The sequence below is a fragment of the Azospirillum humicireducens genome (genome assembly GCF_001639105.2).
GTDB classification, from domain to species: Bacteria; Pseudomonadota; Alphaproteobacteria; order Azospirillales; family Azospirillaceae; genus Azospirillum; species Azospirillum humicireducens.
In genome coordinates this window covers 807,993-828,070 of sequence record NZ_CP028903.1, presented here as the reverse complement: position 1 = coordinate 828,070, position 20,078 = coordinate 807,993, and the positions used below count along the sequence as shown (strand labels likewise).

Here is a 20,078-nt window from a genome sequence, read left to right as displayed (position 1 = left end):
AAATCGGCATCGATTCGAAGCGTGAATCCGGTCGTCAAACCGAAAGCTGGTGCGCCGTGCGTTTCATGGTGAACGCACGGCGCTGTAAACCACCCGCGTCATGCGGTGGCGCCGCCCCTCTCAATGGGGCTGCGCCGTCTCGCGGGCATCCTCGGGCTGCGGCATGAACACCGCGCGGGTGATGGCCTGTTCGATCTGGTCGCGGGTGAAGGGCTTTGGAATCACCGGGCCCAGATGTTCCAGCCCGTGCTTGGCCAGATCGTCGGGGAAGGCGGTGACGAAGATCACCGGCAGGAAGCGGCGGGCGCGCAGTTCGCGGGCCACCTCCAGTCCGTTGTCGCCATCGGCCAGCCGGATGTCCATCAGGGCCAGGGTCGGCCGGTGCTCCGCCGCCAGCGACAGCGCCTCGTCCATCGTCGCCGCGTTGCCGCAGACGATATGGCCCATGCCGCGCACCGTCTCCGCCAGGTCGTAGGCGATGATGGCGTCATCCTCCACGATCAGGATGGTGGCGGTCAGGCGGGCGCGGACGCGCTCGCGGGCGTGGGTCAGACGTTCCAGCGCGGCTTCGGGAGCGAGTTCCAGGACGGCGGCGGCATCGCCGACCGGCAGATCCTCCAGATTGACCAGCAGGTAAAGCCGCCGGTCGGTCTCGTCCAGCGTCATCAGCGCGGATTCGACCGGATGGTAGGGGGCGACCGCTGGCGGCGCGCCTTCCTGATCCTGAAGCTTGTTCAGATGGCGGTAGAGCGCGCCGCGCGACAGACCCTCGCCACGGCCGGTCTCATCCTCGTCCGCCTCCAGGTACCATTCCAGGGTGCGGGTCACCAAGGCGTCCCCCCGTCCGTTCGTCCCGGTCAGCGCGCGGGCATAACGGCGCAGGTAGGGCAAATGCTGCATGAAGTGACCGGTGTACTGCTCCATCTCTCTCCCCGTGCCTTTCTGCGGCGCGTGTTCCTGGCGTCCGGCCCGTTGTGCCGCCCCGGTTCCCCGGCTGCGGCCGCTCCTTACCCGGTTTGCGTGTCCGGCGGCGATCGCGGCGGGCGGTGCCGCTGAAGGCCCCGATGCCGGTGACGCCGTTTCGAAGCACAGACTGACGCATCCAGGCCTGCAACGGTCAAATTCATATGGCGCAGTTCACGGCCTAACGGGAGTGAGCCCGAAAGATTTATTCGAGATACCGATAAAGGATTACTCTCTATGCATAGTATGAAAACCGGCAGGACATGGTTCGACGGCTTGGCAAGGCGGCCTATGACCACTTCCACATAGGGGATGGCGGAATAGGAGTCTTAACCGTTCTGAAAGACTTATCGGGATACTCTGACTTTGCCCTCGGACGATGTGCGTTTCGAGGGCGAGGCGAGTGTTCCCGATCCTCGAAAGCGCCGGCCATCCCCCAGGCCGGCGCTTTTTTCTTGGCTTCGGACGCACTGGCGAAATTCCAACCGGCTGGTGCGGGAACCAACCGGTGGCGGCCGTGGTGGAACCGGCAATGGGTGAGTCCTCCCTGAGCCGCCAGCCCTTCCGCTGCCGGCGCGACGCCGCAGACTGCGGTCCGGCGCCGGCAGCGAGTTCTTCTGTTCGGCCGCTGGTGCCCCGTTTGCGCACGTCAATCAGGGGCTTTCGCAACCCGATGCTTGCAACGCGCTTAATCCAACGTTAAGGACATCGCTTCACCGTTCAAGTGTGCCGTCGGTATGGAGAGCGGCCGATCCGTGCCGGTCCCCCGGTCGACGCATCGCGCCGAGACACCGCGCCAAAGCACCGCATCGCTGCCGCATCGGGTCCGGGTTTGTGCATGGAAGACCAAGAGTTGGATCTGTCCCTGATGGACGGCATTCCGCCGGATGAACTGGCCGATTTCGGGCGGTGGCGGGATCGCGTGCGCGGGACCAACATCTCCGAAAAGACCCTGCTCGCGACCGATTATCTCAATCACTTCAACGAAATCGTGATGCTCATCGAGATGATCCCGGATATGCCGGACATGCTGGAGGAATGCCGGATCTGGCAACCCAAGAGCTATGCCGAGCATTTCCGCGACAGCGGCTTTTCCGACAAGGAACTGGCCATCGAGGCCTACGGCCATGTGCCGTCCAAGTTCCGCCGTCCTTTCGAGGACACCATCGCCCAGGCTCATCAGGTGATCGCCCACACACTGGAGCGGATCGGAACCGACATCGACAGCGGCGATCCCGACAAGCTCCGGATGGATTGCCAGACCTCGGTCGCGATGATCCACCGCATCATTCAGGTGGCGAACGGAATCATCCATGGCACCGCTCATGTCATGGAGCAGGGCGAAATCGATCTTTATCTGCAGAACGGATGAGTTTTTCTGGGCAGGCCTATACTTTCGTTACGAAACATGCGTCTTGCCAACTGAAATTCGTCGTTCTCGATCACTTGTCCCGGCATGAATGGCGATTGATGGTGCATCCACCATTCGTTCGTTGCATGGCTCACATCCGCTCCCTGGCACTATAGTCGGATCATAAAAGATAAGACGGAGGCGTGTTCATGCGTCCTCTGCGGGGGGAGATGGAGCATTGCCCATGAAGGGATGCGCTTTTGCGCCGGCCGACGGCATGGCCGTGTCTGAACCGTGCGTGTGGCGGGTCAACCCGTCGACCGATTACGTTGGCCCGCTTCCTCCCGTCATCCAGCGGGTGGAGGCATCCCAGCGCATGGCGCCCTCGGGACATATCGACAGCTTCACCCGCGACCGGCTGCCGGCTCCGTCCCAGCGTCCCGATCTGATTCTCGAACGTCCGGAACTCCAGTATCCCGAACGCCTCAACGCCGCCTCCGTCCTGATCGACGGCTGGCGCGAGCGCGGCTGGGACGACCGCCCCTGCCTGATCGGCGGCGACGGCGAGGTCTGGAGCTATGGCCGGATGCGCGACACCGTCGACCGCATCGCCCGTGTCCTGACCGAGGATTACGGGCTGGTCACCGGCAACCGGGTGCTGCTGCGCGGTCCCAACACGCCGATGCTCGCCGCCTGCTGGCTGGCGGTGATCAAGGCCGGTGGCGTGCTGGTGCCGACCATGCCGCTGCTGCGCGCGCCGGAACTGGCCGACGTGCTGAAGCGCGCCGCCATCGACATGGCGCTGTGCGACACCCATTTCCTCGACGACCTGGAGGAGGCGTCGCTGCCGTCGCTGCGCATCGTCGGCTTCCGCAATGGCGAACTGGAGCATCGGATCGCCACCAAGCCGACCGGTTTCCAGGCCGCCGACACGGCGCAGGACGATGTGGCGCTGATCGCCTTCACCTCCGGCACCACCGGCACGCCGAAGGCGGCGGCCCACCTGCACCGTCATCTGCTGGCGATCACCGACCTGTCTCCGCGCTCCGTGCTGGGAACCGGGCCGGACGATGTGTTCTGCGGCTCGCCGACGCTGGCCTTCGCCTATGGGCTGGGCGGGCTGCTGCTGTTCCCGCTGCGCATCGGCGCCTCCGTCGTCCTGCTGGAGCGCGGGACCGCCGACCGGCTGCTGGACGCGGCGATCCGCCACAAGGCGACGGTGATGTTCACCGTGCCGACCGTCTACCGCGGCATGATCGGCCGGATGGCCGCCGATCCGGCGCTGGCCAGGCGGTTGTCCTCCCTGCGGCTCTGCGTTTCCGCCGGGGAACCGCTGCCCCAGCAGACCTTCGAGGGCTGGCGCGATGCGACGGGTCTGGAGATCCTCGACAGCCTGGGCACCACCGAGCTGCTGAACGCGGTGCTCCACGCCGTCCCCGGCGATGTCCGGCCCGGTTCCACCGGCAAGCCGGTGCCCGGCTACGAGGCGATGGTGGTGGACGACCAGTTCCGCCGGCTGCCGCCGGGGCAGGTCGGGCGACTGGCCGTGCGCGGGGCGACGGGCTGCCTCTATCTCGACGACGCCCGGCAGGAAAGCTATGTCCAGCAGGGCTGGAACCTGACCGGCGACGCCTTCCACGTCGATGAGGACGGCTTCTTCTGGTATCACGCCCGCACCGATGACCTGATCGTCTCGGCCGGCTACAAGATCTCCGGCCTGGAGGTCGAGAACATCCTGCTGAGCCACGAGGCGGTGCAGGAATGCGCGGTGATCGCGGCGCCGGATCCCGTGCGCGGCACCATCCCGAAGGCTTTCGTCGTGCTCCGCGACGGCGTGTATCCCGACGAGCGTCTGGCCGAGGAATTGCAGAGCTTCGTCAAGGACCACATCGCGCCCTACAAATACCCGCGCGCGGTGGAGTTTCTCGACGCGCTGCCGCGGACGGAGACCGGCAAGGTCCAGCGCTTCAAGCTGCGCCGCCGCGCCTGGCAGCCGGACGAGGCCGAGTAACGGCGCCTATCCGGCTAACAGGCCGGCGAAGCGGGTCAGGCGGATGTTGCACCGGTCCAGCAGGGCGGCGAACTCCGGTCCGCGCAGATAGTCGTATTCGGCGCGCCGCGGCTCGACCAGGCTGTCGACGCGGCGCAGTTCGTCGTCGGGCAGGCCTGGATGGACCATCACCAGGGTCCGGCTCCCGCTTCCCCCACCGATTCCCTCCAGGAAGCGCGGCATCAGCTCGGTGAAGGGGCATTTGCCGGCGAAGTCGTAGACACCGGCGAATCGGTCGTTGGCGGGAATGCCGCGCGCCCGCACCATGCGCGCCAGCCCGCCGCCGAGCCCGGCGATCAGCAGGGTCTTCGGCACCGCGACACGGCGACGCAGGACCGCCGCCACCGGCTCCCCGCAGAGGCGGACATAGGCGCCGGGCAATGCTGCCAGCGCCTCCACCACCAGGTCGCGCACGCCGGGCAGCTGGTGGACATGCTGGTGGCCATCGATGTAGTCGGGGGCGGCGCCCCAGGCGTCGGTGAAGGCGGCGATCTGGCGCGACAGTTCGTCACGGATCTCGGCCCGCGCGGCCGGCGCGTTCAGCCTCCCGCGATAGGCCCACCCCATCAGCCTACCCAGCGGCGGCAGCCGTCCGTCCGGCGCCAGCGTCGGCATCGGTCCCAGCGGCGGCTGATCGGTCAGGGTGAAATGCAGCCCGACATCCGCTTTGTCCTTCAACGCGCGCAGGGCCGCGGCGTCGGGCCGCCAATGGGGGCAGAGGCTCATGACCGACGTGGCGGTGAGCCGCCCGCGGGCGATCAGGTCGCGGATGGCGCTGTTCACGCCCGGCGCCAGCCCGTAATCGTCGGCACAGAGCAGGAGCGGGGTCGGCGGTTTCTGGGACATGTCCGGATGGCTTCGGGTACGGGTAAGTCCGGCCAGGATGGGCGGGCCGGCGATGCCGATCAAGCAACTTGCCGATCAAGCGGCTTCGGATGCTGCCTGCGCACGCGGTTTGCGGGCGGGCAGGGTGGCCAGCATCACACCCGGCAGGACCAGCATCACGCCGATCAGGTGGAAACCCTGCAGCGGTTCCGCCAGCAGAAGCCAGGACGCCAGCGCCGCCCACAGCGGCGAGACATACAGCGCGGTGGAGGCGCGGGCGGCCCCCATCATCGCGATGGTCTTCTGATAGGCCAGCAGTGCCAGGACCGAGGCGAACAGCGCCACCGCCACGATCGACAGGATGGTGGAGGCCGAGAAGGGAACCGGCCGCACCGCCACCGTTTCCCACGCATAGAAGGGCGCCAGCACCAGGACGCCGGCCAGCGCGTTGGCGGCGAAGGCGGTGACCACCGGCAGGGGTGTGCCCGATTGCCGCAGCAGGATGGTGTAGACCGACCAGGACACCGCCCCCGTCAGCACCAGAAGATCGCCGACATTGAAGGACAGGTGCCGCAGCGCCTCCAGGTCGCCGCGGGTCAGGATCGCCAGAACCCCGGCCATCGCCAGCAGGATGCCCAGGATCTGCCGCGGCCGGATCGCGTCCCCCAGCCAGACGGCGGCCAGCCCCAGGATCATCGCCGGGCTGGTGGCGTAGATCAGGCTGGCGTTGGTGGCGCTGGTCCGTTCCAGTCCGTAATAGACGATGGCGCCGGAAATCCCTTGGCCCAGAACGCCCAACAGCAGGTAACGGCGCCATTGCTCCTTCAGTTGATGCCGGTGGGCCAGCAGGCCGGGCAGGGCGAAGGGCAGAACGATCAGGAAGGCGATCAGCCAGCGCCAGAAGGCCAGTCCGATCGGCGGCACCACATGGGCGGCCGCGCGGCCGACCACCGGGTTGGACGCGAGGAGCGCCGATCCGACGATGTAGAGGCCATAGGCGGCCAGCGGGCCGGAACGCAGGGAGGGCGGCAGGCTGGGAAGCGGCATCGGCGGGATCGGCATCCGATAAAGAGTTTCATTGACGGCGCAACCCAGCCTAGCATGGGCGACCGCACCCGCCTCAACGGCGGGTGCGCATGGCAGCCGTCCGGATCCCTTCGGCTGTGGTCATGGCCGCGATGGACCATCACGGCGCCCTGAGTCGCAAGGGGTAGCTGCCTACCGATTCGGTCAATCGGATGGTTGGCTTTGCAACTGTTTCGTTTTCCTTGTCCAAATTGTGTCCATACGGACGTATTGGCTCATCGAATTGTGCTCTGCGCCACGGTATAGCCACGTATGCATGTAGGCGTTGACAGGTGCCGTGGGCACGCGCCAAATGGCGACGCTATTTCCAAAGGCGTTCTGGCAAATTTTCCGTACGCTCCAACCGGAATCGGGAGGCAAGACGAATGAAGCGCATCCTGCTGGGTGCCGGGCTTGGTATGGCTGCGGCGCTGGCGCTGTCGGCGCCGGCCCAGGCGGCGAAGACCCTTGTTTACTGCTCCGAGGGTAGCCCCGAAAATTTCAACCCCATGTTGAATACGACCGGCACCAGCTTCGATGTGGCCCTCCCGGTCTACAACAATCTGGTCCAGTTCGAATATGGCGGCACCAAGGTCGTTCCCGGCCTGGCCGAGTCCTGGACCATCTCCGACGATGGCCTGGTCTACACCTTCAAGCTGCGCGCCGGTGCCAAGTGGCACAGCGTCGGCGATTTCAAGCCGACCCGCGACGCCAACGCCGACGACGTGATCTTTTCGTTCGAGCGCCAGTGGAAAACGGATCATCCCTTCCATAAGGTATCGGGCGGCGCCTACGACTACTTCAACGACATGGCGATGCCCAAGCTGTTGAAGTCGATCGAGAAGGTCGATGACCTGACGGTCAAGTTCACGCTGAACGCGGTCGAGGCGCCGTTCCTGGCGAACCTCGCCATGCCGTTCGCGCCGATCATGTCGGCCGAATATGCCGCGATGCTGCAGAAGAAGGGCACGCCGGAGAAGCTGGATCAGGTTCCGGTGGGCACCGGTCCCTTCCAGTTCGTCGCCTACCAGAAGGACGCCGTCGTCCGCTACAAGGCGTTCGAGCAATATTGGGGCGGCAGGCAGCCGCTCGACAATCTCGTCTTCGCGATCACGCCCGACGCGGCGGTTCGTCTGGCCAAGCTGAAGGCCAACGAGTGCCAGGTGATGCCGTACCCGAACCCGGCCGATATCGAGGCGATGAAGAAGGACGGTTCGATCGTCGTTCAGGAGCAGGAAGGCCTGAACGTCGGCTACGTCTCCTTCAACGTGACGAAGAAGCCGTTCGACGACGTCCGCGTCCGCCGTGCCGTCAGCATGGCGATGGACAAGAAGGCGATGGTCGCCGCCGTCTATCAGGCTGCCGGCGTCCCGGCCAAGAACCCGATCCCGCCGACCATGTGGTCGTACAACACCGCGATCGAGGATTATCCCTACGACGTCGAGCGGGCCAAGAAGCTGCTGGCCGATGCCGGCTACCCGAACGGCTTCGAGACCGACCTGTGGGCGATGCCGGTGCAGCGCCCCTACAACCCCAACGCCAAGCGCATTGCCGAGATGATGCAGGCCGACCTCGCCAAGGTCGGCATCAAGGCCAAGATCGTGCAGTACGAATGGGGTGAGTACCGCAAGCGCATGCAGCAGGGCGAGCACCAGATGGGCATGCTCGGCTGGACCGGCGACAACGGCGATCCCGACAACTTCCTCTACACCCTGCTGGGTTGCGAGGCGGCGCGTCCGGGCGGCAACAACCTGTCGAAGTGGTGCAACAAGGAGTTCGACGATCTCGTCGTCCAGGCCAAGCGCACCACCGAGATCGCCGCGCGCACCAAGCTGTACGAACAGTCCCAGGTCATCTTCAAGGAAGAGGCCCCGTGGTACACCATCGCCCATTCGGTGGTTTACATGGGCCTCGCCAAGAACGTCGTCGGCTACAAGATGGATCCGTTCGGCATCCATCGTTTCGAGGGCGTCGATCTGAAGTGATGCGTAGCGCCCTTTCCCGGAAGGGCGCGGTTTGATTGCGGAGGCGGGAGCGTGCTCGTCATGTACCCGCCTCCCTTTGAATCGGGCGACAGTGTATTTCCCTGCGAAAGCGCTATGGGACGCAGCATCTGAGGACCANTTTTGGATCCCCGCCTTCGCGGGGATGACGCAAGGCCCATGACATCCGGTGACTTGCGAGCGACCGAAGGTGTGTGCGTCCGGTAATGCCCAAACGGGGTAAGGGCCAGGGTGGGGCAAGTGCCCCTGACGGAACGGGGCGTTGTCGAGGCAGCGCTCCGTTCCAGTTTTCACCACAGTTTTAAAAAATGAGTACCCGTCGATGCTTCGCTTCATCCTGACGCGGGTGAGCTTGGTGATTCCGACCTTTCTCGGCATCACCTTTCTGACCTTCATCCTGATCCGGCTGGTTCCCGGCGACCCCATCGAGGTGCGCGTCGGCGAACGGGGCATCGCGCCCGAACGGCTGGCCGCCCTTCGCCATGAACTGGGTCTGGACCGGCCGCTCTGGCAGCAGTTCCTCGATTATGTCGGCAACGTGCTGTCCGGCGATTTCGGCCTGTCGCTGGTCACCCACAATTCGGTCTTGAGCGAATTCCTGACGCTGTTTCCGGCGACGCTGGAGCTGGCGCTGTGCGCGATGCTGTTCGCGACGCTGATCGGGCTGCCCGCCGGCATCCTGGCGGCGGTCAAGCGCGGGTCGCTGTTCGACCATGGCGTGATGGGCGTCAGCCTGACCGGCTATTCGATGCCGATCTTCTGGTGGGGTCTGCTGCTGATCCTGTTCTTCTCGGTCGGGCTGGGCTGGACGCCGGTGTCGGGGCGGCTGGACCTGATCCATTATGTCGAGCCGGTCACCGGCTTCATGCTGATCGACACGCTGATGGCCGGAGAATACGAGGCGTTCCGTTCCGCGCTGGGCCATCTGGTGCTGCCGACCATCGTGCTGGGCACCGTGCCGCTGGCGGTGGTGGCGCGCATGACGCGCTCGGCCATGCTGGAGGTGCTGGGCGAGGATTACATCCGCACCGCCCGCGCCAAGGGACTGGCCGATGGCCGCGTCATTGGCATGCATGCGCTGCGCAACGCGCTGATCCCGGTGGTGACCGTCATCGGACTGCAGGTCGGCACGCTGCTGGGCGGCGCCATCCTGACCGAAACCATCTTCTCCTGGCCGGGCGTCGGCAAATGGCTGATCGAATCGATCAACCGCCGCGACTATCCCGCCCTGCAGGGCGGTGTCCTGCTGATCGCCACCTCGGTGATCCTGGTCAATCTGCTGGTGGACGTGCTCTACGGCGTCCTCAACCCCCGCATCCGTCACGCGCGGTGAGGCCAATCCATGTCCGCTGAACTCTCGACCAACACGGAACCCGCAGCCAAAGTGTCGCGCCCGCCGCACCCGCTGACCGAGTTCTGGTATCATTTCAAGCAGAACAAGGGGGCGCTGGGCGGCCTGGTGGTGATCGTGCTGATCGCGCTGATCGCCGTCTTCGCCGGCGTGATCGCCCCGCACCATCCCGACATCCAGTACCGCGACGCCATCCTGACCCCGCCGGTCTGGCAGGAGGGCGGAAGCTGGACCTACATCCTGGGCACCGACGACATCGGCCGCGACATGATGTCCCGCCTGATGTACGGCGCGCGCCTGTCGATGATGATCGGCCTGATCGTCGTCACCCTGTCCCTGGCCGTCGGGCTGGGGCTGGGGCTGGTCGCCGGCTTCTTCGGCGGGATGGCCGACGTGCTGATCATGCGCGCCATGGACATCCTGCTGGCGCTGCCGTCGCTGCTGCTGGCCGTGGTGGTGGCCGCCATCCTCGGGCCGGGGCTGGTGAACGCCATGCTGGCGGTGTCGGTGGTGGTGATCCCGCACTATGCCCGGCTGACCCGCGCCGCCGTGCTGGCGGAGGTGAACAAGGATTATGTCGTCGCCTCGCGCGTCGCCGGGGCCGGGCCGCTGCGCCTGATGCTGATCGTGGTGCTGCCCAACTGCGTCGCTCCGCTGATCGTGCAGGCGACTCTCGGCTTTTCCACCGCCATCCTGGACGCGGCGGCGCTGGGCTTCCTCGGCCTCGGCGCGCAGCCGCCGACGCCGGAATGGGGCACCATGCTGGCCTCCTCGCTGCAGTTCCTCCAGCGCGCCCCCTGGGTCGTGACCTGGCCCGGCATCGCCATCCTGGTGACCGTGCTGGCCTTCAATCTGTTGGGCGACGGTCTTCGCGACGCGCTCGACCCCAAGCTGAAGCGTTGACCTCATGCCTCTTCTCGACATCAAGAACCTGTCGGTCGAGTTCACCACCCGCGCCGGCACCTTCCGCGCGGTGGACGGAATCGACCTGACCGTTGACGAGGGCGAGGTCGTCGGCATCGTCGGCGAATCCGGCTCCGGCAAGTCGGTGACCTCGCTGGCCGTGATGGGGCTTCTCGGCTCCAACGGCCGCGTCGTCGCCGACCGGATGATGTTCGCCGGCAGGGACCTGCTGACCATGCCCGCCTCCCAGCGCCGGAAGATCACCGGCAAGGACGTCGCCATGGTCTTCCAGGAGCCGATGACCAGCCTGAACCCCTGCTTCACCGTCGGCTTCCAGATCATGGAAACCCTGCGCGTGCATGAAGGGCTGTCCGGCAAGGCGCTGCGCAACCGCGCCATCGCCCTGCTGGAACAGGTCGGCATCCCCGCGCCGGAAACCCGCCTGTCGGCCTTCCCGCACCAGCTGTCGGGCGGCATGAACCAGCGCGTGATGATCGCCATCGCCATCGCCTGCAACCCGCGCCTGCTGGTGGCGGACGAGCCGACGACCGCGCTGGACGTCACCATCCAGAAGCAGATCCTCGATTTGCTGGTCCAGCTGCAGCGCGAGCGCGGCATGGCGCTGATCCTGATCACCCACGACATGGGCGTGGTTGCGGAAACGGCCCAGCGCGTCGTCGTCATGTATGCCGGGCAGGTGGCGGAGACGCGCCCGGTCCAGTCCCTGTTCGAGCGGCCGCGCCACCCCTACACCGGCGCCCTGCTCGATGCGCTGCCGGAACGGGCGCTGGGCAAGCGCCGGCTGCCGACCATTCCCGGCATGGTGCCGGGCATCGCCGACCGGCCGGCCGGCTGCCTGTTCAGCCCGCGCTGCCGTTTCGCCGACGCCCGCTGCCATGCCGAACGCCCGGCCCTGTTCAACGTGGACGACGGGCGTGCGCGCTGTTTCTACCCGCTGCCGGACGGCCATCTCGCCGCCGGGGAGGCGCTGTGATGAGCACCGAATCCGAGTTCCCCATCATCGAGGCTGCCGCCGGGCGTTCGGTCGTGCTGGAGGCACGCAACCTGCGCAAGCACTATGCCGTCAAGCGTGGCGCCTTCAAGCCGATGGCGACGGTGAAGGCGCTGGACGGCGTGTCCTTCAGCCTTCAGGCCGGCAGGACGCTGGCCGTGGTCGGCGAATCCGGGTGCGGCAAGTCGACGCTGGCGCGGGCGGTGACGATGATCGAACCGCCGACCTCGGGTGAGCTTCTCTACGACTGCCGTGAGGTCGTCGGACGCAGCGCGGCGGAGATGAAGGAACTGCGCCGCACGGTGCAGATGGTCTTCCAGAACCCCTACGGCTCGCTGAACCCGCGCAAGACGGTGGGGTCCATCCTGACCGAGCCGCTGGTGATCAACACCACCATGGACAAGCATGAGCGGCGCGACCGCGCGGTGGCGATGATGGGAAAGGTCGGCCTGCGTCCCGANGCCAGCGCATCGCCATCGCCCGCGCGCTGATGCTGAACCCGCGCGTCGTCGTCGCGGACGAGCCGGTGTCGGCGCTCGACGTGTCGATCCAGGCGCAGGTGCTGAACCTGATGATGGATCTGCAGGAGGAGCTGAACCTCGCCTACCTGTTCATTTCCCACGATCTCAGCGTCGTTCGGCACATCGCCGATTCGCTGATGGTGATGTATCTGGGCAAGCCGGTGGAGCATGGCGCCAAGGACGTGGTGTTCACCCGGCCGCGCCATCCCTACACCCGCATCCTGCTGGCGGCGACTCCGCGGGTGAACCCGGACCTGCGGCTCGAGCGGGTGGTGCCGAAGGGCGAGCTGCCATCGCCGCTGAACCCGCCGCCGGGCTGCGCCTTCCACAAGCGCTGTCCCTTCGCCACCGACCGCTGCGCCGCGGAGGTTCCGCCGCTGCGTCCTGTCGACGAGCGGCTGGTCGCCTGCCATTACGCCGAAGAGATGAACTGAACGGCGTCATGCCGATGCCCCGGCCGCTGTTGCGGCGGCCGGGCTATCAATGGTCCATTGTTGCGGTCTCCTTTCCGATGGAGCCTGTGCCATGGTCCGCATTTCCGCCGTCCTTGTCCTCCTGCCGCTTCTGCTTGCCGTTGCCGGCCCGGCGCTGGCGGCGGGCTTCGACTGTGCCCGGTCCCGCAGTGCGGAAGATACCGAACGGCGAACGAGGCAGCTTGCCGCCCTGCGGGCCGACCCCGCGCTCGGCGCCCGGCTATGCACGGTTCCGCTGACCGAAGGGAAGCCCGGAGCCCGCCTCTACATCCGTGCCGAGCGGCCGGAGATCGCCGACCCCGCCACTCCCGGCGCGGCCTTCTTCAACGAGACTCTCCGCCGCTTCGTCGAGGGCGAACTCGCCTCGTTCCGGAAGGAGGCCACCGATCTGCCCGAGGGGATGGAGGCCGAGCTGATCCTGACGGCCGATGTCTATGCCGTTTCTCCCGGTGTGCTGTCGGTCCAGTTCTTCGCCGAAGGGGTGCAAGGCAACGGCTTCCGCTATGCCGCGGGGCTGACGGTGGATCTCCGGCGGGGCCGCGTGCCGACGCCGGCGGAGATGTTCGGCGATTCGTCCTGGCCGACGGCCGCCATCGCCGCCTGCCGGACGGCGCTGGGGCCCGACCTGTCGGCGGAGTGCGATGGTCCCGAGCTGCTGGATGCGCGCAGCTGGCGCTTCGAGCCGGAGCGGGCGGTGGCGACCCTGCTGCTGCCGGGCAAGGAGTTGCGGGAGATCGCCCTGCCGTTCCGCCCGTCCGCGCACTGAGGGGCCAAGGTCGTCAGGCGGCTGTTGAGTGTGGCGCCGCTCTTCTTTACGGTGCGGCCGATTCGTTCGTGACAAGTCCTTATCCAGGAGAGAACCGCCATGCCGTCCTTCGACATCGTGTCCAAGACGGACGTCCACGAGGTCGACAACGCCATCGCCGGCGTCCGCCGCGAGATCGAGACCCGGTTCGACTTCAAGGGCTCGAAATGCACGGTCGAGCGGACCGAGAACGACATCGTTCTGCTGGCCGATGACGCCACCAAGTTGGAACAGATGCAGGAGCTGCTGCGCGTCTATGTGACCCGCCGCAAGCTCGACGCCGCGGCGCTGGATTTTTCCGCCAAGCCGGAGCGGGCGGCGGGCGACGCGCTGCGCCATACCGTGACGATCAAGCAGGGAATCGCGCAGGATCTGGCGAAAACCATCGTCAAAGGGATCAAGGACAGCAAGATGAAGGTCCAGGTCTCGATCCAGGGCGACGAACTGCGGGTGACGGGCAAGAAGCGCGACGACCTGCAGGACGCCATCGCCCTGGTCAAGCGGATGGGCATCGAGCAGCCCTTGCAGTACCAGAACTTTCGCGATTGATTGGCCGCGATTGATCGGCTGCCGGCGGTCGGCAAGCCTTGCCGGCCGCTGGGTAACTTCTGCCGGTCGGCTGGGAAATTTTTGCCGGTCAAATCGTCGCAGGGGCGGCCCCGAGCCTTGCGAATCGGCAGTTGCATTGATGGCGTGATTTTTGCGTGTACCCCTGCGGTTCGCCACTGACCGCAGGGGATGGTCCCATGTCGATGATGGCCAACAGCGAGGCCACGCAAGCCATGCGCATCCGGGCGGAAGACGTCCTGGAGCGCAAAGGGACGTCCGCGCCCCGGCAGGCGGGTGCGCTGGCCGGCCAGTTCGCGGCGATGCTGGAGACCCTGAACGGCGTGGGGGAGGGCGGCGCCTCCGGTGCGGCCGAAACGGGAGTCGTGCCGAACGCCCAGCCCGCGGTGCGGCTCGGTGTCGGTGCGGTCACCCTGTTCGCCCAGGATGTGGGGCAGGCCGAGTCCGGTATGGACGCCGCATCGGCGGTGCCCGATCCCCAGGACCCGGCCACCGCGATGCAGGTGGTGGAAAGCGCCATCCAGGCCGGCGACGGCTCCAACTTCCGCTGGCTGACCACCCTGATGACGCAGAACTCAGCGGCGTGAGTTTAACCTAAAGCCCCAACCTGGCCCGTGCCGCCCAGTCGTCCAGCGAGGTGCGGACAGCGGCAACCAGGGCTTCGGCGAAGGCTTCCGGCGCTCCCGCGTCCGGGATGGGCGCGCTTCCTCCCGCCCGCAGTCCGAGCCGCCGCAGCATGCCGCGCTCCTGCTGCACCAGACGCAGCCGAACCTTCTCGCCGAAACGGCCGCGCAGGACCGACCGCAGGTCGCCCAGCCCGTCGATCAGTCCCAGCGCCAGCGCCTTGCGTCCCGCCCAGAAGGCGCCGGAAAACAGCTCCTCCTCCGAACCGGTCAGGCGGGCACCGCGCCGGGCGCGGACCATCGCCTTGAACGCCTCGTGGATGTCGGCCTGCAGCGCTTTCAGATGGGCGACGCCGTCCTCGCGTTCCGGCGAGAAGGGGTCCAGCAGCACCTTCTTGTCGCCGGCGGTGTAGAGGCGCCGCTCGATGCCGTGGCGCTCGATCAGCCCATGCAGGCCGAAGCCCGACGACACCACGCCGATGGAGCCGACGATGGAGCTTTCGTCGGCCCAGATCTCGTCGGCCGCGCAGGCCAGCCAATAGCCGCCCGACGCCGCCGCATCCTCGCAGAAGGCGAAGACCGGCAGCTTCTTTTCCTCCGCCAGATCGCGGATCCGCTTGGCGATCAGCGCCGATTGAACCGGCGACCCGCCCGGCGAGTTGACGATCAGCGCCACCGCCTTCTGATCCTTGGGCGCGAAGGCGCGCTCCAGCAGCGGGGCTATCCCGGCCAGCGTCAGGCCGGATTGCAGCGGACCGCCCTGGCCGATGACGCCGGACAGGCGGATGACGGACACCAGCGGCCCGGCCTTGCGCCAGGGGCCGAAGGGGAGTTTGGCAAGAAGGGATTGCAGGCTCATGCCGGCAGAGATGGGATTGAAATCTCCCGTTTGAAAGGCTCCGCCCCCGCCAAAATCGCTAGAATTCCAGTGCCTCGGCGTCGCGCAGCACCCGCTCCGCCGCCGCGCTGTAGCCGCCTTCGGCCTTGTGGACGGCAAGCCCGGCGGTCAGCCGGGCCGGCGCCCTGCCGCCCTTGCGGGCGACCAGCAGGAGCCGCTTGGCCTCTACACCCGGCTTGGGCCACAGCGGCACCAGGACGAGGCTGCCGAACCGGCCGCGCAGCGCCTGCAGGATGTCGTCGATGCGGTCGGCGCGATGGACCATCGTCAGCGTGCCGCGTGGCTTCAGCATCGCATCGGCGAAACGGATCCAGTCGGGCAGCCGGGCCGCCCCTTCCATGTTCGCCGCGGCCTTCCAATCGTCGGGCGGACGGCTGGCGGCGCCGGCCTTCAGGTAGGGCGGATTCATCATCACCCGGTCGAATCCGCCGGCTGCCAAGCTGCCGGGCGGTTCCAGCAGGTCGCCCTGCACCACCTCCACCCGCCCGGCCACCCCGCTCAGATCAGCATTGCGGCGGGCGAAGGCGCAGGCGTCGGCCCGCTGCTCCAGCCCGACGACGACGACGCCCGGCACCCGGACGGCGAGGCAGAGCGCCGCAGCCCCGGTGCCGGTGCCGACGTCGAGCACCCGCTCGCCGTCGGTGGCGGCGGTGATGGCGGCGAGGAAGACCGGATCGATGGCGGCGCGATAGCCGCCGTCTGGCTGCAACAGCCGGACCCGGCCGTTCAGCAGGAAATCCGGCTGTGTTGCCGCATGTGGTTCCATGGATGCTTCCGGCTGCGAAACGAGGTCGTCACTCACGCTTCGCCAGCCTCGCGCAGGATGCGGACGGCCCGGTCGGCGTCGTCGCCGTCCACCATCAGCCGGCGCGGGATGGCGCCGATGGAGCCCTCCAGGATGCTGGTGTGGGTGTCCAGCACGATCGCCTCGATCCCGGCGTCGGCCAGCAGGGCGACCAGCCAGGACAGGCGGACGGGGTCGGTGAGGCGCAGCAGCTCGATCATCGTGTCTCGGAGGAATGGGCGTCTCGAAAGAACGGTCCCCTGCGGACTTGACCGAAGAGGCTAGGCCGTTATGCTCCCTAGCGCAAATTCTGGCGTCAATCACCCGTGGAGTCGACCTTGGCGGTCGTTACCAACTTCGAGCCGAAACGGCGCAAGTCTACCCCGCTCGACGACCTGACCGCTTTGGTGGCCGAGGACCTCAGCGCCGTCAACCAGATCATCCTCGACCGCATGCAGTCATCGGTGGAGATGATCCCCCAGCTGGCCGGCTATCTGATCGCGGCAGGCGGCAAGCGCCTGCGCCCGGTGCTGACGCTGGCCGCCGCCAACATGTGCGGCTATCAGGGGGAGCATCACCGTCTGCTGGCCGCCGTGGTGGAGTTCATCCACAGCGCCACCCTGCTGCACGACGACGTGGTCGACGAAAGCGACCTGCGCCGCGGCATGGCCTCGGCCAATGCGGTGTTCGGCAACAAGGCCAGCGTGCTGGTCGGCGATTTCCTGTTCTCCCGCGCCTTCGAGATGATGGTGGAGGTGCAGTCGCTCGACGTGCTGCGCATCCTGTCGGGCGCGTCCGCCATCATCGCCGAGGGCGAGGTGCTGCAGCTGCGCACCACCAACGACACCGAGACCAGCGAGCAGGCCTATCTTGAGGTCATCAAGGGCAAGACGGCCGAGCTGTTCGCCGCCGCCTGCCGCGTCGGCGCCGTCGTCGCCAACCGCCCCCAGGCGGAGGAGGTGGCGCTCTACGACTACGGCATGAATTTGGGCATTGCCTTCCAGCTGGTCGACGACGTGCTGGATTATTCGGCCCTGCAGGCGAAGCTGGGCAAGACGGTCGGCGACGATTTCCGCGAGGGCAAGATCACTCTGCCGGTCGTGCTGGCCTTCCGTCGTGGCAACGACGAGGAACGCGCCTTCTGGCGCCGGGTGATGGAGGAGCTCGACCAGAAGGACGGCGATCTGGAACATGCCCAGGCGCTGATGGCCCGCCACAATGCGTTGAAGGACACGGTGGAGCGGGCCCGCCATTACGGCTCCATCGCGCGCGACAGCCTGGGTCTGTTCGCTGAGGGACCGATCAAGCAGGCCCTGCTCGAAGTCATTGATTTCGTGATTGAGCGCGATTTCTGATCCGGCTTCGGGGGGTGGGTCGGCGGACCGGATCTTTTTGGCGATGACGCATTTTTTGCGTTGCGCGCTGGGGGCGGACCGTTTATACACCCCCTCCACCGGCGGGCGGCACCGCTCGCCGGTGACAGGACCGGAGAGTAGCTCAGCCTGGTAGAGCACTGCTTTCGGGAGGCAGGGGCCGGAGGTTCGAATCCTCTCTCTCCGACCAAATGGACAAGGGCTTCCGGAGAAATCCGGGAGCCCTTTTTCCGTTTCGTGTTCAGGAATCCCGGTCGAAAGGGCAACTGACTTCATGTGTTTCGGGAATGGCAAAGATGCAGCATCCAGCCTGTGACTTTGCATTGCACGGCGGCGCGGAACCGTTTATACACCCGCTCCACCGGCGGACGGCACGCTGCAAAGCGACAGGCCGCCGGTGACAGGACCGGAGAGTAGCTCAGCCTGGTAGAGCACTGCTTTCGGGAGGCAGGGGCCGGAGGTTCGAATCCTCTCTCTCCGACCAAATGGACAAGGGCTTCCGGAGAAATCCGGGAGCCCTTGTGCTTTTCGCAGCCGCGGCCAGTTCGGAGCGGCCAGTTCGGAGCGGCTAGTTCAGGTACGCGTCGATGATGCGCTGCGCGGTTCCGTCCGCCTTCATGCCATCGACCGCCGCCTTCAGTTTTTCCACGATCTGCGGCGAGCATTTGAGAGAGCAGGCAAGATAGACGTCGTTCCGGTCCACGGCCTTGCCGATCACGATCTTTTCCGGGCGGCCGGACTTCTTCCATTTCCACAGGGTTTCCGGTGTCCCGTTGAACCAGGCCTCATCGCCATTGGCGCTGAGAACCTCGGTTTCCCTCTGTCCGACCTTGATGATGCGAAGCTGGCTTGGCGGAAAGCCCTTGCTTTTCAACAGCTCTTCCTGGGCTGTGCCTTGGCCGACGATGATGCTCGTCAGTTCGCTCCTCGCCTGGTCATAGCTGTCGATGGACTTGCCCACCGTTGCGAAGCTCCGCTCCACCGTGAAGATGTTGGCGATCCAGGTGTAGCGCGCCTCCCGCGCCGGGGACCGGGCGAGCGGGATGATCAGCAGGTTCTCGCCTTCGGCGACCTGCTGCTGTCCGCGCTTCCACGGCATGAAACTCATCCGGCTCTGATAGCCGGCCCGTCTCAGTGCCTCCAGCGTGATGTCCGCGATGAAGCCGCGCTGGTTCGACTGCTCGGGCAGATCCATCGTCAGCGGCGGGGCATCGACGCTGTGGATCGTGAGCGTTTCGGCTCCGGCGGAGGCTGCGGAGGCCAGGATGGCTGTGGCGGTGGCGAGAATGACGACCCGCATGGAAAGATCCTCCCCGGCTGACGGCCGCCCGGCCGGGGTTGGAGCCGAGAGATGCCGTTCCGCACCCATTTGCTTCGGACCGGCACCTCGTCGGCTGCATGGGGCCTCAGCGGATTTCCTCCGCGCCCGGAGCGTCGAGGACGGACCTCAGAAAGGTGAATCTTGCGGGTGGTACTTTCAATCTGCAGTCCAACCCAGCCGGAGGGTTAACTGTTTCTTATCCTTGTGGTTGGCGGGAGCGGTTGAAATGGGCGGTGGTCAGATCGTGCAGAGGAAGCGCCGTTCCGTCCCCTCCAGAACCAGGGCGGTGAGCCGGTTCGTGGCATAGGCGCCGGTGTCGATGCCGATGCGGTTGGGCAGCAGTTCCGGTTCGGCCGAGATGGTGTGGCCGTGGACGACGATCTTGCCGTGGTCGGCGCGCGAGGTCAGGAAAGCGTCGCGGATCCACAGGCGGTCCTTGTCGTCCTGGCGGTCGAGTGGAATGCCGGGACGGATGCCGGCATGGACGAAATGATAGTCGCCGATGGTCAGGTGGTTGCGCAGCCCGGTCAGGAAGGCGCGGTGGTGGGGCGGCAGCATGCTGTTCAGCATCGCCTGCGCCTGCAGCAGATGTTCCGGCGGAGCGTCGGGATCGGGCGCGGGGATGCCGTAGCTTTCCAGCGTCGCATCGCCGCCATAGGTCAGCCAGCCGGGTGCGACGCCCAGGTCCGTCAGGAAGCCGAGCATCGTGTCCTCATGGTTGCCGCGCAGGAACACGGCGCCGAAGACCGGCGGCAGGCCGCAGGCGAGCCGTTCGATCACCAGCCGCGAATCCGGCCCGCGGTCGACATAGTCGCCAAGGAAGACGAGATACTTCAGAAGGTTCGGCGCCTGATCGGCGTCGCGGGCGATCTGCCCCAGCATCTGGTCGAGCAGGTCGAGCCGGCCATGGATGTCGCCGACCGCATAGACGCGCATGCCGCGCGGCACCGACGCGGTTCCCGCCCGGCCACCGAAGGGACCGGCCGACGGGCCGCTCGACATGGTCTCCGCCCATAGCTTCCGTGCCAGCTTCAACACTCGGTCGTTCTCGAAGTCGTCAGATCGCTTTCCGTAACCTTTGGACGGGCTGCGGCTCCTTCAAGTGCCTGTTCAAAAGGATCATCCTGTTGCACCGCAAAACGCCACCTGCTCCCTGTCCCGGCCATGCCAATGCGCATCGAAGGGCTTCG

The 20,078-nt window shown here is 66.5% G+C and carries 19 protein-coding genes, 2 tRNA genes and 1 pseudogene; 14 read left to right on the top strand and 8 right to left on the bottom strand.

Translation table 11 applies throughout. The features are described from left to right. Positions 1–120: 120 nt before the first annotated feature. On the bottom strand, positions 121–924 hold the full coding sequence (locus tag A6A40_RS21400) for a response regulator (protein ID WP_108547863.1): 804 nt from the start codon (positions 922–924) through the stop codon (positions 121–123). A 907-nt stretch (positions 925–1,831) separates the two neighbouring features. On the opposite strand from A6A40_RS21400, the gene A6A40_RS21395 reads away from it, so the two are divergent. Continuing rightward, positions 1,832–2,335 (top strand): hypothetical protein, encoded by a 504-nt coding sequence (locus A6A40_RS21395; protein WP_108548066.1) that lies wholly within the window; start codon positions 1,832–1,834, stop codon positions 2,333–2,335. 355 nt (positions 2,336–2,690) lie between these two features. Beyond that, positions 2,691–4,325 carry an AMP-binding protein gene (locus A6A40_RS21390; RefSeq protein ID WP_108548065.1) on the top strand — a complete coding sequence of 545 codons (1,635 nt, stop codon included), beginning with the start codon at positions 2,691–2,693 and terminating at the stop codon, positions 4,323–4,325. Positions 4,326–4,331: 6 nt separating this feature from the next. Here A6A40_RS21390 and A6A40_RS21385 read toward each other — a convergent pair whose 3' ends face one another. Together A6A40_RS21385 and A6A40_RS21380 are read right to left on the bottom strand one after the other, a co-directional pair. After that, positions 4,332–5,210: a ChbG/HpnK family deacetylase gene (locus A6A40_RS21385; RefSeq protein WP_236783931.1), complete on the bottom strand. Its 879-nt coding sequence runs from the start codon at positions 5,208–5,210 to the stop codon at positions 4,332–4,334. A 75-nt stretch (positions 5,211–5,285) separates the two neighbouring features. After that, positions 5,286–6,236 carry a DMT family transporter gene (locus tag A6A40_RS21380; RefSeq protein WP_236783930.1) on the bottom strand — a complete coding sequence of 317 codons (951 nt, stop codon included), beginning with the start codon at positions 6,234–6,236 and terminating at the stop codon, positions 5,286–5,288. A gap of 404 nt (positions 6,237–6,640) precedes the next feature. Here A6A40_RS21380 and A6A40_RS21375 point away from each other — a divergent pair, with 404 nt between their 5' ends. The 9 genes and pseudogenes from A6A40_RS21375 to A6A40_RS21340 all read left to right on the top strand — a co-directional run bounded on the left by A6A40_RS21375 (position 6,641) and on the right by A6A40_RS21340 (position 14,476). Continuing rightward, positions 6,641–8,239, top strand: a complete 1,599-nt coding sequence (locus A6A40_RS21375; RefSeq protein ID WP_108547860.1) for an ABC transporter substrate-binding protein — start codon at positions 6,641–6,643, stop codon at positions 8,237–8,239. Positions 8,240–8,579: 340 nt separating this feature from the next. Further along, positions 8,580–9,590 carry an ABC transporter permease subunit gene (locus tag A6A40_RS21370; RefSeq protein ID WP_108547859.1) on the top strand — a complete coding sequence of 337 codons (1,011 nt, stop codon included), beginning with the start codon at positions 8,580–8,582 and terminating at the stop codon, positions 9,588–9,590. Between the two features lie 9 nt (positions 9,591–9,599). Continuing rightward, the gene (locus A6A40_RS21365; RefSeq protein WP_108547858.1) at positions 9,600–10,511 is read left to right on the top strand and encodes an ABC transporter permease subunit; all 912 of its coding nucleotides are present in this window, start codon (positions 9,600–9,602) and stop codon (positions 10,509–10,511) included. Positions 10,512–10,515: 4 nt separating this feature from the next. Further along, positions 10,516–11,505 carry an ABC transporter ATP-binding protein gene (locus A6A40_RS21360; protein WP_108547857.1) on the top strand — a complete coding sequence of 330 codons (990 nt, stop codon included), beginning with the start codon at positions 10,516–10,518 and terminating at the stop codon, positions 11,503–11,505. Beyond that, positions 11,505–11,983 (top strand): annotated as a pseudogene (locus A6A40_RS31590) (ATP-binding cassette domain-containing protein); the annotation flags it as partial. The gene A6A40_RS21360 and the pseudogene A6A40_RS31590, both read left to right, overlap by 1 nt. A gap of 1 nt (position 11,984) precedes the next feature. After that, positions 11,985–12,478 (top strand): oligopeptide/dipeptide ABC transporter ATP-binding protein (locus A6A40_RS31585; RefSeq protein WP_335645196.1); only part of this gene is annotated, 494 nt, incomplete at its 5' end. A 91-nt stretch (positions 12,479–12,569) separates the two neighbouring features. Then, positions 12,570–13,283 (top strand): hypothetical protein, encoded by a 714-nt coding sequence (locus A6A40_RS21350; RefSeq protein WP_108547856.1) that lies wholly within the window; start codon positions 12,570–12,572, stop codon positions 13,281–13,283. A 99-nt stretch (positions 13,284–13,382) separates the two neighbouring features. Beyond that, positions 13,383–13,871, top strand: a complete 489-nt coding sequence (locus tag A6A40_RS21345; RefSeq protein ID WP_108547855.1) for a YajQ family cyclic di-GMP-binding protein — start codon at positions 13,383–13,385, stop codon at positions 13,869–13,871. Between the two features lie 197 nt (positions 13,872–14,068). Then, positions 14,069–14,476 carry a hypothetical protein gene (locus tag A6A40_RS21340; protein WP_108547854.1) on the top strand — a complete coding sequence of 136 codons (408 nt, stop codon included), beginning with the start codon at positions 14,069–14,071 and terminating at the stop codon, positions 14,474–14,476. Positions 14,477–14,483: 7 nt separating this feature from the next. Here the strand turns inward: A6A40_RS21340 and A6A40_RS21335 are convergent, their stop codons facing one another. From A6A40_RS21335 to A6A40_RS21325, 3 genes are read right to left on the bottom strand one after another with little or no spacing between them, the layout of a single operon-like run. Then, entirely contained in the window at positions 14,484–15,371 is an 888-nt protein-coding gene (locus tag A6A40_RS21335) for a S49 family peptidase (RefSeq protein WP_108547853.1), read from the bottom strand. A gap of 58 nt (positions 15,372–15,429) precedes the next feature. Next, entirely contained in the window at positions 15,430–16,176 is a 747-nt protein-coding gene (locus A6A40_RS21330) for a tRNA1(Val) (adenine(37)-N6)-methyltransferase (protein WP_236783929.1), read from the bottom strand. A gap of 32 nt (positions 16,177–16,208) precedes the next feature. After that, positions 16,209–16,415 carry a putative signal transducing protein gene (locus tag A6A40_RS21325; RefSeq protein ID WP_108547851.1) on the bottom strand — a complete coding sequence of 69 codons (207 nt, stop codon included), beginning with the start codon at positions 16,413–16,415 and terminating at the stop codon, positions 16,209–16,211. A gap of 117 nt (positions 16,416–16,532) precedes the next feature. Between A6A40_RS21325 and A6A40_RS21320 the strand changes: the two genes are divergently transcribed. The 3 genes from A6A40_RS21320 (at position 16,533) to A6A40_RS21310 (ending at position 18,051) form a co-directional block, all read left to right on the top strand. Beyond that, positions 16,533–17,549, top strand: a complete 1,017-nt coding sequence (locus A6A40_RS21320; RefSeq protein WP_108548064.1) for a polyprenyl synthetase family protein — start codon at positions 16,533–16,535, stop codon at positions 17,547–17,549. 131 nt (positions 17,550–17,680) lie between these two features. Continuing rightward, positions 17,681–17,757 (top strand) — tRNA-Pro (locus tag A6A40_RS21315). Positions 17,758–17,974: 217 nt separating this feature from the next. Then, positions 17,975–18,051: transfer RNA gene (locus A6A40_RS21310), tRNA-Pro, on the top strand. A gap of 84 nt (positions 18,052–18,135) precedes the next feature. Here A6A40_RS21310 and A6A40_RS21305 read toward each other — a convergent pair. Further along, positions 18,136–18,867: a substrate-binding periplasmic protein gene (locus A6A40_RS21305; protein WP_108547850.1), complete on the bottom strand. Its 732-nt coding sequence runs from the start codon at positions 18,865–18,867 to the stop codon at positions 18,136–18,138. A gap of 258 nt (positions 18,868–19,125) precedes the next feature. Next, entirely contained in the window at positions 19,126–19,926 is an 801-nt protein-coding gene (locus A6A40_RS21300; RefSeq protein ID WP_108547849.1) for a metallophosphoesterase family protein, read from the bottom strand. Positions 19,927–20,078 lie beyond the last annotated feature (152 nt).

Coding starts and splice junctions, on each gene's coding strand:
- A6A40_RS21375 (WP_108547860.1), top strand. CDS start 6,641: ATGAAGCGCATCCTGCTGGGTGCCGGGCTTGGTATGGCTGCGGCGCTG.
- A6A40_RS21325 (WP_108547851.1), bottom strand. CDS start 16,415: ATGATCGAGCTGCTGCGCCTCACCGACCCCGTCCGCCTGTCCTGGCTG.
- A6A40_RS21330 (WP_236783929.1), bottom strand. CDS start 16,176: ATGGAACCACATGCGGCAACACAGCCGGATTTCCTGCTGAACGGCCGG.
- A6A40_RS21305 (WP_108547850.1), bottom strand. CDS start 18,867: ATGCGGGTCGTCATTCTCGCCACCGCCACAGCCATCCTGGCCTCCGCA.
- A6A40_RS21360 (WP_108547857.1), top strand. CDS start 10,516: ATGCCTCTTCTCGACATCAAGAACCTGTCGGTCGAGTTCACCACCCGC.
- A6A40_RS21365 (WP_108547858.1), top strand. CDS start 9,600: ATGTCCGCTGAACTCTCGACCAACACGGAACCCGCAGCCAAAGTGTCG.
- A6A40_RS21335 (WP_108547853.1), bottom strand. CDS start 15,371: ATGAGCCTGCAATCCCTTCTTGCCAAACTCCCCTTCGGCCCCTGGCGC.
- A6A40_RS21345 (WP_108547855.1), top strand. CDS start 13,383: ATGCCGTCCTTCGACATCGTGTCCAAGACGGACGTCCACGAGGTCGAC.
- A6A40_RS21395 (WP_108548066.1), top strand. CDS start 1,832: ATGGACGGCATTCCGCCGGATGAACTGGCCGATTTCGGGCGGTGGCGG.
- A6A40_RS21390 (WP_108548065.1), top strand. CDS start 2,691: ATGGCGCCCTCGGGACATATCGACAGCTTCACCCGCGACCGGCTGCCG.
- A6A40_RS21385 (WP_236783931.1), bottom strand. CDS start 5,210: ATGTCCCAGAAACCGCCGACCCCGCTCCTGCTCTGTGCCGACGATTAC.
- A6A40_RS21370 (WP_108547859.1), top strand. CDS start 8,580: ATGCTTCGCTTCATCCTGACGCGGGTGAGCTTGGTGATTCCGACCTTT.
- A6A40_RS21340 (WP_108547854.1), top strand. CDS start 14,069: ATGTCGATGATGGCCAACAGCGAGGCCACGCAAGCCATGCGCATCCGG.
- A6A40_RS21350 (WP_108547856.1), top strand. CDS start 12,570: ATGGTCCGCATTTCCGCCGTCCTTGTCCTCCTGCCGCTTCTGCTTGCC.
- A6A40_RS21400 (WP_108547863.1), bottom strand. CDS start 924: ATGGAGCAGTACACCGGTCACTTCATGCAGCATTTGCCCTACCTGCGC.
- A6A40_RS21380 (WP_236783930.1), bottom strand. CDS start 6,236: ATGCCGCTTCCCAGCCTGCCGCCCTCCCTGCGTTCCGGCCCGCTGGCC.